General features: G+C 55.7%; 10 protein-coding genes and 1 pseudogene. 6 read left to right on the top strand and 5 right to left on the bottom strand.

What is annotated here, in order from left to right:
• Positions 1-31: 31 nt before the first annotated feature.
• Positions 32-922 (top strand): annotated as a pseudogene (locus tag KHO07_RS28725) (endonuclease); the annotation flags it as partial.
• A gap of 328 nt (positions 923-1250) precedes the next feature.
• On the opposite strand, the gene KHO07_RS28720 reads toward KHO07_RS28725, so the two are convergent.
• From KHO07_RS28720 to KHO07_RS28700, 5 genes are all read right to left on the bottom strand, one after another.
• Complete coding sequence (locus KHO07_RS28720; RefSeq protein ID WP_077750178.1) at positions 1251-2060, bottom strand: inositol monophosphatase family protein; 810 nt, start codon at positions 2058-2060, stop codon at positions 1251-1253.
• A gap of 361 nt (positions 2061-2421) precedes the next feature.
• Complete coding sequence (locus KHO07_RS28715) at positions 2422-2943, bottom strand: hypothetical protein (RefSeq protein WP_212626154.1); 522 nt, start codon at positions 2941-2943, stop codon at positions 2422-2424.
• Positions 2931-3563, bottom strand: a complete 633-nt coding sequence (locus KHO07_RS28710; RefSeq protein ID WP_212626153.1) for a hypothetical protein — start codon at positions 3561-3563, stop codon at positions 2931-2933. The genes KHO07_RS28715 and KHO07_RS28710 overlap by 13 nt, the downstream gene beginning before the upstream one ends.
• Before the next feature lie 41 nt (positions 3564-3604).
• Positions 3605-4909 (bottom strand): MFS transporter, encoded by a 1305-nt coding sequence (locus KHO07_RS28705; protein WP_212626152.1) that lies wholly within the window; start codon positions 4907-4909, stop codon positions 3605-3607.
• 46 nt (positions 4910-4955) lie between these two features.
• Positions 4956-5225: a rhodanese-like domain-containing protein gene (locus KHO07_RS28700; RefSeq protein ID WP_212626151.1), complete on the bottom strand. Its 270-nt coding sequence runs from the start codon at positions 5223-5225 to the stop codon at positions 4956-4958.
• Positions 5226-5920: 695 nt separating this feature from the next.
• Between KHO07_RS28700 and KHO07_RS28695 the strand changes: the two genes are divergently transcribed.
• The 5 genes from KHO07_RS28695 (at position 5921) to KHO07_RS28675 (ending at position 13085) form a co-directional block, all read left to right on the top strand.
• Positions 5921-6817, top strand: a complete 897-nt coding sequence (locus KHO07_RS28695) for a LysR family transcriptional regulator (RefSeq protein WP_212627705.1) — start codon at positions 5921-5923, stop codon at positions 6815-6817.
• A gap of 137 nt (positions 6818-6954) precedes the next feature.
• Positions 6955-7581, top strand: coding sequence for a glutathione S-transferase (locus tag KHO07_RS28690; RefSeq protein WP_212626150.1), 627 nt, complete (start codon positions 6955-6957; stop codon positions 7579-7581).
• Positions 7582-7643: 62 nt separating this feature from the next.
• A complete protein-coding gene (locus KHO07_RS28685; RefSeq protein ID WP_212626149.1) occupies positions 7644-9674 on the top strand; it encodes a pyridoxamine 5'-phosphate oxidase family protein in 2031 nt (676 codons plus the stop codon).
• A gap of 110 nt (positions 9675-9784) precedes the next feature.
• Complete coding sequence (locus KHO07_RS28680; protein ID WP_212626148.1) at positions 9785-10981, top strand: DUF3142 domain-containing protein; 1197 nt, start codon at positions 9785-9787, stop codon at positions 10979-10981.
• The gene (locus tag KHO07_RS28675; protein ID WP_212626147.1) at positions 10968-13085 is read left to right on the top strand and encodes a hypothetical protein; all 2118 of its coding nucleotides are present in this window, start codon (positions 10968-10970) and stop codon (positions 13083-13085) included. The genes KHO07_RS28680 and KHO07_RS28675 overlap by 14 nt, the downstream gene beginning before the upstream one ends.
• The last annotated feature ends 2 nt before the right edge of the window (positions 13086-13087 follow it).

Here is a 13087-nt window from a genome sequence, read left to right as displayed (position 1 = left end):
TGCGCGTCCATTTCCTGATGCCCCCGCTCAAATGAACCGCTTTGTTTCTGCGCTACTTGCTTCGCTCCTCCTCATCTCCCACGCAAACGCCGATGCGCCAACAACATTTACCGCCGCCAAAATAGTCGCCAAACAAAACGTGTTCTTCGATCAGTCGGCCAGCGTGCATGGCGAGTTGTACTGTGGATGTAAATGGGAATGGATCGGCAAGTCCGGCGGTAGGATCGATCCTGAATCGTGCGGCTACGAAACTCGCGCTCAGCAGACCCGCGCCGCTCGCATCGAATGGGAGCACATCGTCCCTGCGTGGATTTTCGGACATCAGCGTCAATGCTGGCAGAACGGAGGCCGAGAAAACTGCATTGCTGATGACCCTGTGTTCCGGGCGATGGAAGCAGACCTATTCAATCTCTACCCCTCAGTTGGCGAGGTGAACGGCGACCGCAGCAACTTCCAGTACGGCACGGTGGCCGGAGTTGCACCGCAGTACGGCGCGTGCCCCACTCGCGTGGATTTTAAGGGGCGAGCGGCCGAGCCGCGTAATGACGTCAAGGGGTTGGTAGCGCGCTCCACTTTTTACATGTACGACCGCTACGGGCTATCCATGTCCAAGCAGCAACAGCAGCTGCTTATGGCCTGGGATCGGCAATACCCGGTGTCAGCATGGGAGAAAGAGTGGAACCGCCGCACCGCCAGCGTGATGGGGCACGCGAACCTATTTATCACCCGTGACCGCACTTGGAGCTTAGGACACAAGCCTTCTCGCGAGGGAATCGTGAGCGCTGTTCCTGCCCGGGGTGCTGCAGCTCAATCACCAAAGTCTCACAGAGGCGGCGCAATCATTGGCAATCGGAACAGCAAGGTCTATCACCTCGCCCAGGGGTGCCCCAGTTACAACATGGTATCGCCCAAGAACCAGGTGCTTTCGCGCAACGATGATGCAACAGGCAATCGTGAAATTACGGCTCAGCAGCGAAGCCGCGGCACCGTTCAGTCTTCACGCTGGACGTTCCGGCGGCGCAATCCCGATGAAAAATGGTTTGTAGTGGTGATCAGGCAAGATCGCGAGTGGAATCATCCAGACGTCTTGGAGAAAGAACCTTATGCACTGGTTGTGACGGTTGCTGACCGTGACAACGAAGATGCCCAGCTCTATGCCCAGATCCAGGCCGTGATTGCACAGCAGGCTGAGATTCGGGAGCGGCAACAGGCTGAGCGTCTGCAGGCCCGACGGTAGTCACGATGGAGCCTCATGACTGCTGGAACAAGCGGCTCCAATCCCTGGTGGCGAGCTCGCGACACGCCTGTGGCGCTCCACCAAAGCAACGCGAGCAAACCTCCCTCATCCGGTCTTCGGATTCATAAGAGACCGGTTCACCATCCTGATTAAGTAGCACGCCACCCGCACCGATTAGCAACGCGTGTCCTCCGACCACATCGTGGGCGGACACGGGGACTAAAGATGTACCAACCAGAGCATCACCTGCAGCAGCGCGGGCAAGACGATAGGCTACGCTGGGCATCGGTATGAACTCTGCTGGGGCACAGAGCTCTGCGTTGAGCTCTGGTTTGCCGGCGGCGGCAGTGCTCACCAGCACTGCACTACCAGGCTGCAGCGTTAATTGGCCGAGTGGAGCGTGAACTGATTGCCCGTTACGCATCAGCCCCGTTTGCCCCTCTGCCCAATAGATACAGTCCTCACCGAGATCTAGCGTTATCGGTGCGTAAACGACCCCGAGAATTGGTTTTGCATTATGGAGGAGCCCAACTGAAATCGCAGAACCAGGGATTTTCTGCAAGAAATCTCGCGTCCCATCATTCGGGTCAACTACCCAGCAGAACTCATGGCCCGCCATGTGGGAACCGGTTTCCTCGCCCCAGAAGTCACAATCCAGAAGATTGAGTAACTCCAAACGTAGCTGAACTTCAATCTGAGAATCGATAACTGCCTTGTCCCCGTGTCCTCTAGGGCCACCGGTGCGATGCCATTCAGCGGACAACAGTTCGCCGGCACGACGAACCCTGTCGACCGCAGGGTTGAGCAAGTCCAAGACGTTCATACGGTCCCCTTGCATTTGTCGATCAGCTCTTGAAGATTAATCGCTTTTGCCCAAAATGCTTTTGGAGCGGAGTCCGATGGTCGGGAAGACAAAAACTTGATTGTTCTTGGCCGCTGAGCGATCACTCGCGCGGCCGCTGGCAAGCTTGTGTCAATCTATATTGTTTGCATGATCTGCTCGTATTCGATACAGGCCATGGCGTGTGTCAAACTATATTGTCGGAGTTAGGGTTGAAGAGAACGCTCAAGCCCAGTGTTTCCAGGGGCTATTGTGTCAAACTATATTCTTGCCAGCTAGTTGATGCTTCGAAAAGCATTTCGAAACTATCAGCTCAATGACTCGGGGCGGCTGGCGTCGACTCCTAAGTTATCTTGTCGCCTTGTCCGGAGGAGAAGTTATGTGACAAGCGCACTACAGCCCGTTGAAATCCTTTCACTTTGGACGCATCTCCTCGGGTTCTGTGGGTTATGACGCCATAGGCGTAAGGAAGTAAACCATCCAGCCACTCCCGGGGGTGGATCTCTACACTGTTCTCCAGTGTCGATACGACCCAGTCTGGTAGCCAAGATACATCTCGATCCGAGAAGTTGACTTCACCTGCGATCAGCAACGCCAAAGTGGTGCGCAATGGCGACTTTTCCTTGAACAATCGCTCTTGCATTGCCTGACAAGCATCCGGGTTATCAAGTAATACGCGAAGATCGTTGGGTTTCTTTAGCCTTAGCGAGACTGGAAGCAATGTAGACAAGGTTGCTAAAGAGTCTCTCCATCGTTTTCTTACTTCCAAATCAATCCCGACGAAGTCCAGCGCTGGCGGCGCGAGCGATGCGTTGCGAATAACCACTGGTGTTAGATAGCGCAGGCGTAGGTTCATGATGTCCATAAAGAGCTGGTCACTGGCGCATAAAAACTCCCTGGTAGGAGCGGAGCCCAGAAGGTCGCATTGCGTCGGTGGGGTAGGTAATGAATGTCTCCCCAGCTTTCGTTCAGGCAATGAGAGAGCCAAGCTTGGGGCGTTGGGCCGTTGAATGGGTCCAAATTCATAGGGACGCCAAAACCGTTGAACACCACATGACCGAGGGGAGTAAGGCGGCTCTTCAATAGTTGGTGGAACCCATGGTCGAACACGATCGGGACGTAACCGTTTTGTGTATAAAGGTCGACAATAATGACGTCATATGTATCGGGGCTGGCAACTAGGAAGTCCGCCGCATCGGCGACCACACTGACGAAGTCGATATTGTCTGAAAGTCGTTTCTGGTTGTTTAGGCTGCGCACGAGAGCCGTCTCATCCAGATCAACGGCCAGCAGACTTTTCACTCTGGTGCTGGCTCCGATCGGCGCGAGCGCCACACCATCTGAAAGACCCAGCATCAGAACCGAAATACGATCCTTGGAAGGATCCCCCAGGAATCCTGTACAACCCATGTCGTCATAATATTGTCCGCAAAAAATCTGCTCGTGTTGTACAGATTCGTGTCGTTCCTTGTAGTCGGACATCATGAGGCAACTCCGTTTGTAAGTGCCGGGCGTGGCCAAGTACTTCAATGCTCAAATGCTTTAGGGTATTTTTTGAGGTAAGCATCTTTGAGCAGCGTATCTTGGGAACGCATGAAAGTTCTAAAATCGGGAATCAGAAAGACCAACAGAGACAACATCACGACCATTGCGCCTAAAAGCGTGATTGTCATAGCAACGCCCAGATAGGCGATCAGGGTATTCATAGCAAAACTACCCAATGGACTGGCCGCGGCAGAAAGAAATGAAATCGTGGCAAATATCCGGTTGCGGTAGAGCTTCGGTATCGCCAATAACCTTACTGCCGAGGTGGGGATGTTGATTAACATCAAGCCTATGCCACCGCAGAAGAAGGCAATAGGTAGGATGAGAGAGGATGAAATTGTTCCGACTGCCAGTAGGTTGGATCCCAATAATGCAAAGCCGGCAGATACACACATGTCACGGGGTATGCGGTCAGATAACCAGCCGATGATTTTGTAACTACCCGCCAAAATGCCCAGCCCGAAGCAGGAATCCAGGAGCCCGATATAAGTGACGGGGTACTGGATGACATCCTTAACGTAAAGCGGAATTAGGATGGTGAAGAACGGAAACAGGGCAAAGTTGACAAGCATTGCGATGATGGCCAGATAAAATTCAACCTTCACTCGGAAAACTACTTTGAAACCGGAATAGATCATGGTGAAGCCACTGGCACCTGAAAGCTTTTCGCTTTGGTCGGCGGCACCTATATGGTTCGGGATATTCGCAATCAATACCGCGGCAATCAGAATCGCAAAAAAATCGGCGGCAAAGGCGAACGTAATACCAAAACCGTAAATCAACCCGCTAGCCAGTGCTGGCCCCAGCAGAATTGAAAAGGATGACATTACGCTTTTGGTCCGAAAGGCCAAAGAGACTTTATCGTCGGCTGCAAACAAAGGGATGATTGAAGCTTGGAGAGGGTCGCGTACACCAACAATTGCACTGCTAATCATCATGAGTGCGCCCACTGTCCAAGGATTGAAGATGCCAGTTGAGCACAGCACCACCATCAAAAACGCAGTCATCAAACTGATCCACGAAGCCAGTTTGATGATCAGGAGTTTGTTGTATTTATCTCCCAGCCATCCCAGTAGGGGTTTAGCTAACACCTCTGTTGCGATGGAACAGGCAATCATGTTGGCAAAATAAAGCGCGGACCCTGTTTCCTGTAAGGTCCACCAGGCTATCGCGAGTTGATTGCATCGCCCTCCAAGAACTAATAGCAAAAAGCTGAATTGTATTTTCAGCAAACGCCGGTCGATGCCCGGAAAGTCCCACGCATTACCTGAAAAATGGGCACTCATTTACGTTCCTTTAATGCAGATAAGATGACTGCGTAACCAGAGGAATTCAAGAAACGGAAGAATATTGCTCATCAGGGTAAAGCGTTCGATATCGCTCGATACCGCCCTCAAGGCTATATAGTTCTGTTTTCTGGTTGAGGCCGCGAAGTGTCAGCAGGGCAGCTTTGCTCCTGACGCCGGATGTGCAATAAAAAACTATTCGGCGGGTAGCATCTATTTCGTCCTTGCGCTTGATGATGTCTTTAAGCGGAATTAGTTTGCCACCTAGCGAATAATGTTCACTGATGTCGCGTACATCAATAAATTGAAACTGCATTTTGCGCAACGCCTATAATTTCTTGCAGAGGGCGAAGTGAATGTCAAATTAAATATTCTTATTTCGATTGCGCACTTTTTTCTGGCGCTATTTCCTACAACAGTAGCCTACATTGACTTCGGAGCTTTCTGACAATAAATTAAGACGGTTGAGAGATCGGTTGGTTGTTTTGTTTTGTTGGTCAGATAATTTACCTTTGGTCTAAGTTGTTGATTAAATACATAAGTGTTATTTGCAGATGCGGAGTAATGCCATTGTTTAATATGTTTAGTTTTGGTTATTCTGAACCGCTCATGAAATCGCGGATATAACCAGGTAAGCTCCAATTCGTTGCAATCGCAAAAAAACATTTTTCCTCCGCCGAGATGCTAATTTTCCATTTTCACTGAATTTTCTGAATCTCAATGGCGCAACTGTTGATGCCTGATCTAACTTTATCTGGGGGGCACGCAGCACGAAGCCTTGCCACGAAAACCTCGTGATGCGAATTTTATCATCCGCTCTTTGATTACTTTTTGTACTAAGCAACGAGGCCGCTGGCTTCTTTCATCCAAGGTCAGGAGCGATCCGACTTTTGTAATGATTGGCTTCCCGCTATATATGCATCTACTGAGGTTCGACTTCTTGGGTTTTAGATCAACCAACGAAGATCAACTGACGTTGCCATGTTCTGGATCAAAAACAGAGGAGTAACCATGGACCGCTTCCAGGAAATGCAGGTCTTCACCGCCGTCGCCCAGGACCAAGGGTTTTCGGCGGCGGCGCGGCGTTTGGGGCTGTCGGCGGCCAGTGTTACCCGAGCGGTGGCGGCGCTTGAGAAACGTATCGGCACGCCTTTGCTCACGCGTACTACACGCAGTGTGCATTTGAGTGAAGCGGGTCAGCGTTACCTCGAAGACTGTCGGAGAATTCTTGCTGAGGTGCAGGAAGCCGAAGATTCGGCGGCTGGCAGCCATGCCCAGCCCCGTGGGCAACTGACGGTTACGGCGCCGGTGTTATTTGGTGAGCTCTTCGTCACACCGTTGATGGTGAGTTTTCTTACACAATTCCCGGACGTCACGATCAATGCGCTGTTGGTTGACCGGATTGTGAGCGTGGTGGAGGAGGGCATTGATGTGGCGGTGCGCATCGGTGAGCTGCCCGACAGTAATCAGCACGCGATCCGTGTAGGCGAAGTGCGCAGAGTGGTTTGTGTATCACCAGCGTTTCTGGCTGAACATGGGCGGCCAACCCATCCACAAGAGCTCGCTCAACAACCGCTGATCGCCTCATCTGCTACCGGGCAATTGAGAAGCTGGCCGTTTCTGGACGGGGGCGAGCCCATCACCGTGCGTACCGACCCGCGATTGGTGGTAACGGCGAATCAGGCGGCGATTGCTGCGGCTTGTCTGGGTTTGGGTTACACCCGGGTTTTGTCTTATCAGGTGGCGAGCAAGGTCGCGGCCGGGGAGTTGGAAATTGTCCTGGCCGATTTCGAAATGCCGCCCTTGCCAATCCATGTGGTGTATCAGGGGGGGCGCAAGGCGGCGGCGCGAGTTCGCAGTTTTGTCGATTTCACCGTCACAGCGTTGAGGGAACACCCGGCCTTTTAGGTCGGGCGCGTTATTGCGCTGGATGAAATAATGGATTGCGGTTGCTGGTTATTCTGTTGTTTTGGTGAGTGATGGAAGATGGCTTCCCCAACGGTGCTGATCTCCCTGAACAACACCACTCAAGCGCGGAGTCGATCATGCAAGCCATTAAACTCTACAACTTTCCCCGTTCCGGTCACGCACATCGTGTGGAGCTCATGCTCTCCCTGCTGCAACTGCCGACCGAGCTGATTTTTGTCGACCTCGCCAAAGGTGAACACAAGAAGCCCGGGTTCCTGGCGCTGAATGCGTTTGGTCAGGTGCCGGTACTGGATGATGACGGTGTGGTGTTGGCGGACTCCAATGCGATCCTGGTGTATCTGGCGCAAAAATACGGCAAGGGTCGTTGGCTGCCTGCCGATCCGGTCGGTGCCGCTAAGGTGCAGCGCTGGTTGTCGGCCGCTGCGGGTCCTATCGCTTTTGGTCCAGCCAGAGCGCGGTTGATCACGGTGTTTGGTGCGCCTTACAACCCGGAGGAAGTGATTCCATACGCCCACAGCGTGCTGAAGATCGTCGATACAGAATTGGCCAACACTCAGTACCTTGCTGGCAGCGAACCTACCATCGCCGACGTGGCGGCCTACAGCTACATCGCCCATGCACCGGAGGGCAATGTCTCGCTGGACGACTACGCCAACATCCGCGCCTGGTTGGCGCGGGTTGAAGCCTTGCCTGGTTTTGTTGGCATGCCGCGTACTGTTGCCGGCCTGCAAAAAACTGCCTGACGTCTGGCGCCCGGAAACCCGGGCCCTTCACGCTGTGCCGCTGGCGCAGGGGAGAAGCCGTAATGGAACGTTCACCGTGGCATGCTGGCGAAATTGAAATGCAGGCTCGCATCGGGGTCAGCGAGAGAATGGAGTTGCTAGGTCGCAGGGTTATTCGCGATCACATGCCGGACCAGCACCGCAGCTTTTATGAGCAGCTGCCGTTCATGGTGTACGGCGCGGTGGATGCGGATGGAAAACCGTGGGCCAGCCTGCTCGAAGGTGAACCGGGTTTCGTTCATTCGCCGGAGCCTCAGTTGTTGCATTTCATTAGCCGGCCGACGGTGGATGACCCTGCGCAATTGAGTGACGGTTCGGCAATTGGCCTGCTGGGTATCGAACTTCATACCCGGCGACGCAACCGCATCAATGGCCATATCGGCGCGATGTCCGAAAATGGTTTTGATGTGACGGTGGATCAGTCCTACGGAAATTGTCCGCAGTACATCCAGTTAAGGCAGTTCCGTACGGTGCCGCTGACGGATCCGGCAACTCGTCCCGCGCAGCACTTCAATGCGCTGGATGACGCGGCCAAAGTCATGATCGCCGAGGCAGATACGTTCTTCGTCGCCAGCTACGTCGACGTCGAGGGTGTGCGTTCGGTGGATGTTTCCCACCGTGGCGGCCAGTCAGGTTTCGTTCACGTGGAAGGCGATCGCCTGACCATTCCGGACTTCGCCGGCAACCTGTTTTTCAACACCTTGGGCAACCTGCTGGTTAATCCGCGCGCCGGATTATTATTTATCGATTTCATCTCCGGTGATCTGTTGCAGCTCAGCGGGCGCACCGAAATTACTCTTGAAGGTCCCGAAGTCGAAGCCTTCCAGGGTGCTGAGCGGATTTGGACGTTCCACGTGGAACATGTCGTGCGTCGACCTGCCGCGCTTGCATTGCGCTGGCGCTTCGACGGTGTTTCACCCACCAGTTTGCTGACAGGCACCTGGCCCCAAGCCAAGGCCCGTCTGGAGGCCAAGGCTTTAGGTGATCAATGGCGGCCATTGCGTGTGGTGAAAATTGAAGCTGAGAGCCACAACATTCGCTCGATTTATATGGAGCCGGCAGACGGTGCAGGGTTGCCGTTGTTTCAAGCCGGCCAGCATCTACCGTTGCGCTTCAATATTGATGGCGACGTGCATATCCGCACGTACAGCCTGTCGAGTGCGCCGTCAGACGATTTTTTCCGTATCAGCGTGAAGCGTGACGGGCGAGTGTCTTCGCATCTGCATGAGCAGATTCGCGTCGGTGATTTGCTTGAAGCCCGAGCACCTCAAGGCCATTTCACCGTGGCGCCCCACGAACGTCGGCCATTGGTATTGTTGGCCGCAGGCGTCGGCATTACGCCGCTACTGTCGATGCTGCGCGAAGTGGTTTATCAAGGTTTGCGCACCCGCCGCATCCGCCCAACCTTGTTTTTGCAGAGTTCGCGTACGCTCGCCGATCAGCCGTTCCGTCCAGAGATGCAGCGCTTGCTTGAGAGTGCCGGTGATGCGGTCAAGGTTGTGCGTCTGCTTAGCCAGCCTGAGCCGGAAGCTCAGGTAGGCAATGACTACGATCTGTCCGGACGTATCGATGTCACGGTGCTCAAAGATTTGCTTGAGGTTGAGGACTTCGATCAGGTGGATTTCGTGGTGTGCGGTCCTGGCAGTTTCACCCAGGCGTTGTATGACGGACTGCGAGCACTGGACATCCGCGATTCACGGATCCACGCCGAAACATTTGGCCCTTCGACTTTGCGCCGTGAGCCTGACCCTGACGCCGTTGTGATCGAGCAACCGCCAGCTGCCACGTCTTCAGTGCCTGTGGTATTCCAACGGTCAGCCAAAGAGGCTCGCTGGCAACCGGACGGCGGCAGTCTCCTGGAACTGGCGGAAAGCCGTGGCCTGCACCCGGAATTCAGTTGCCGTGGCGGCTCCTGTGGCACCTGCAAAACACGCCTGATCAGTGGTCAGGTGAATTATCCACTGCCACCGGCGGAGGTTCCGGATGAAGGGCATGTGCTGATTTGTTGCGCGATTCCTGCCCAGGGTCCGCAGCCGTTGGTGCTGGATATTTGATGGAGCCATGGCAGGCCAGCATTGCTCGCAGAGCATTGGCTGAGTAGGGTAGAGGCAGAACGAAAAAGGGCCGTGACTGGCCCTTTCTGCATTTCAGGGATAGGCGTTTCATGGTTTTTTTCTCTCGCTTGATCATCGTGCTGACAACGTTGGCGCTGCTAGCTGGCTGCGACCAAAAAGACCTGCCAGCACTCGATCAACAGCTCTACATCTGGCAACGACAATGGACGCCAGCCCATGAAGCGGCGCTGACAGACAGCCGCACAGATTTTTCCACCTTGCGTGTGCTGGCCCTGCAGGCTTTCCCCCAGGCCGGCTGGAGTCGGACGCGAATCGATCCGCTGTTGCTCAAGCGTGATGGTCGTCCGCTGATCGCGGTGATTCGCCTCGATGGTCAGCTCAAGTCGTTGAATCAGGATGAGGTCGCGGTGCAGATTCAGCAGGTGATCGTCGATTGGCAGGCTCAGGGGCTGAACCTTGCCGGTGTGGAAATCGACCACGACGCGGGCATCTCCCGGCTACCCGCCTACCGTGAATTCCTCATGCAATTACGTCCGGTGTTGCCGGCGTCGTTGCCCCTGAGCATCACGGCGTTGCCGGCCTGGCTCGACAGTCCTGAGTTACCGGCGCTGTTATCCACCGTCGACAGCAGTGTGCTGCAAGTGCACGCGGTGAGCGATCCGCGTCGTGGTTTGTTTGATCCCGAGCAAGCGCGGCAATGGGCCAAAGCCTGGAGTCGCATCAGCGCAAAACCCTTCTATCTGGCATTGCCGGCCTACGGTGTGGCGTTGTTGTCGAGCACCAGCGGTGCGCCCATCGTGGAGAGCGAGGTACGCCTCGAACGTGATGGTGAGCGCCGTGAGTTGCTGGCCGATCCGCAGCAACTGAGTGAGCTTGCAATCCACTTGCGCAATGATCCTCCGGCGCATCTGGCTGGCCTGATCTGGTTTCGCCTGCCATTGATCAATGACCGTCGAGCCTGGAGCCTGACGACGCTGCGCGCAGTGTCCCGTGGTGACGCGCTCGATAGTCAGTTGTCGCTGAAACTCTCGGCTGATGAAGGCCTCTATGACATCGCTATCGAGAACAACGGCAACCTCGACAACGCCTGGCCAGAACGTTTGACGCTGGCGGTGCAGGGTTGCGAAGGCGCCGATGCGCTGGCCGGTTATGCATTGCAACAAAGTCCCGATCTGCTTACCTTCATCCGCTTGCGTGACGGTCGAATAGCGGCCGGAGGGCAGCGCGCCATCGGTTGGGCACGCTGCGCGAATATTGATCAAGGAGCTTCGAATGTTCACCCGTAACTGGCCGCGTCATCTGCTCTGCCTGAGCCTCAGCCTGCCGCTGGGATCGGCGTTGGCGTGCGGGCCGGATTTTCCCATGCGTCTGCTGGACAACCGGGGCCAGTCGCTGGCGGAACTGCCGGAAGGCAACTTCAACTTCGAAGTCAGTCGTCTGGGGCACGCCATTCCCGGGTTGAAAAATGTCAGCGCTACCGCCTACAGCATGGAAGATCCCGAATACGCAGAACAGCGCAGTCAGGCCGAGCAAAGCGGTTTGACCGCTGAGCAGCAGGCGTTGGTGAAACAGTTGCGCGGGCTCACCGATGCTCGCCAGGTCGAAGAGCAAGGCGCGAGTCTGCCGACCGAGGTCAGACTTTATCTGGCCGGTGCCGCGGCATTTGCAGTCGATGATCATGACTTGGCGGCAGAGTACTTTCAGAAAGTGCTCGCGTTACCTGCCGATCAACGGGCGTTGCGCAGCACTTGGGCGGCGTATTCCTTGGGCCGGGCGCTGTTCGCCATGAGCTCGGAAGCGGGCGCGCGCCCTGACCTGCTGACGCAAGCGCGCAAGGCCTTCGAGCAAACCCGACAGCTGAGTATCGGCGGCTTCAGTGACCCGTTGGAACTGGGGGTCGCCAGTCTCGGTGAAGAGGCCCGTGTTGCCCGCACTGCGGGCGACTGGAACAGCGCCATCGAACTTTATGCCACGCAAAACCTTCACGGTTCAGCGGTGGGCTACACCTCGTTGAAGGTGTTGATGGCGGATCTGTCGGCCATGACCGAGACGGAACTGGCTGAATTGCTCAAGAACAAACCGGTGCAGCAGTTGGTGACGGCATCGTTGATCAGCCGACTCGGCTGGTCCTTCGGTGAACAACCGGCAAACGAATCGAAGCTGATCAAATCGCTGCAGAACAGCACGCGCGGCAGTCTCGACAACGCGGATCGGTTGGCAGCGGTGAATTATCAACAGGGCGATTACGCCAGTGCCAATGCGTTCCTTGAACAGGCTGGCGACGGCGGGCTGGCCTGGTGGTTACGCGCCAAGCTGGCGCTACGTGATGGCGATAAAACAGCGGCGGCTGCGGCGTATGCCAAAGCGGCACAGGCCTTTCCGCAGAATGAGTCGTGGGGTGATCGCCGGACGCCGGACTTCGATTATGAAACGCTGCAACCCAAATGTCGGGTGGATGGCGAAAGCGCGATTCTGGCCCTGCAACGCGGGGATTACCTGCAGGCGTTCGACCAGCTCTATCGCAGCCAAAGTATCTATTGGTTCGACGCGGCGACGGTTGCCGAGCGTGTCCTGACGCTCGAAGAACTCAAGCATTACGTCGACACTCAAGTCCCGGCACCGCCGCCGCTTACCCAACAGCAGCGTGATAACTACGTGCCGCTGCCGGTGGCGGCGAGCCTGCGCAATTTGCTCGGTCGGCGTTTGTTGCGTGAAGGGCATTATGAAGAGGCGCCGGCCTATTTCGATAACGACGGGCTGCGCCACAAGGCCAGGCTGTATGGCGAACAACGTCTGGCGGCCGATACTGCTTGGTGGCCGACCCGTCGCGCTGCTGCCTTGTTTAATGCCGCCTGGACGGCACGTGAGTGGGGCATGGATATCCTCGGCTATGAAATGGCTCCGGACTACGCCACGTTCGGCGGTAGCTACAGCCTTGAAAACACTGAGTTGAAGGTCGGGCCGCTGGTGGCCGAAGACGAGGTGAAACGCCAGCAAGCCAGCGCGGCCCGGCCTGATCAGCGTTATCACTACCGGTTTGTCGCCACGGCCCTGGCCAATCGCGCGGCGGATCACTTGCCTCATACCAGCCAGGCATTTGCCGCTGTGCTGTGTGAGGCGGCCGGGTGGAACAGCAGCCTTGAAGATCAAAGTGCGCTCTATCAGCGCTATGTCAAAGAGGGGCCGTTTGTGGAGTGGGCGGCTGACTTTGGTCATCAGTGCCCGTATCCGGATTTCGAGAACGCCGACAAGCGTTATGTCACCCAGATCACCGACGCTGCTCGCTCTGCATTGCGGCCTTACAAGACTCCATTGCAACTGGGTGGCGTAGCGGCTGTAGCGGCAGCCGCGATGCTGCTGATCTTTCGCCGCCGGCGCAAAACGCAGTAAGG

The organism is Pseudomonas sp. PP3 (genome assembly GCF_905336995.1).
In the GTDB taxonomy this organism is placed as follows: domain Bacteria; phylum Pseudomonadota; class Gammaproteobacteria; order Pseudomonadales; family Pseudomonadaceae; genus Aquipseudomonas; species Aquipseudomonas reinekei.
The sequence above is the reverse complement of the archived record's forward strand: the minus strand, read 5'-3'. Positions and strand labels throughout refer to the sequence as shown.

What these genes read in the sequence shown, in the direction of transcription:
- KHO07_RS28690 (WP_212626150.1), top strand. Translation starts at nt 6,955, where the DNA reads ATGCAAGCCATTAAACTCTACAACTTTCCCCGTTCCGGTCACGCACAT.
- KHO07_RS28685 (WP_212626149.1), top strand. Translation starts at nt 7,644, where the DNA reads ATGGAACGTTCACCGTGGCATGCTGGCGAAATTGAAATGCAGGCTCGC.
- KHO07_RS28680 (WP_212626148.1), top strand. Translation starts at nt 9,785, where the DNA reads ATGGTTTTTTTCTCTCGCTTGATCATCGTGCTGACAACGTTGGCGCTG.
- KHO07_RS28710 (WP_212626153.1), bottom strand. Translation starts at nt 3,563, where the DNA reads ATGATGTCCGACTACAAGGAACGACACGAATCTGTACAACACGAGCAG.
- KHO07_RS28700 (WP_212626151.1), bottom strand. Translation starts at nt 5,225, where the DNA reads ATGCAGTTTCAATTTATTGATGTACGCGACATCAGTGAACATTATTCG.
- KHO07_RS28695 (WP_212627705.1), top strand. Translation starts at nt 5,921, where the DNA reads ATGGACCGCTTCCAGGAAATGCAGGTCTTCACCGCCGTCGCCCAGGAC.
- KHO07_RS28705 (WP_212626152.1), bottom strand. Translation starts at nt 4,909, where the DNA reads ATGAGTGCCCATTTTTCAGGTAATGCGTGGGACTTTCCGGGCATCGAC.
- KHO07_RS28715 (WP_212626154.1), bottom strand. Translation starts at nt 2,943, where the DNA reads ATGGACATCATGAACCTACGCCTGCGCTATCTAACACCAGTGGTTATT.
- KHO07_RS28720 (WP_077750178.1), bottom strand. Translation starts at nt 2,060, where the DNA reads ATGAACGTCTTGGACTTGCTCAACCCTGCGGTCGACAGGGTTCGTCGT.
- KHO07_RS28675 (WP_212626147.1), top strand. Translation starts at nt 10,968, where the DNA reads ATGTTCACCCGTAACTGGCCGCGTCATCTGCTCTGCCTGAGCCTCAGC.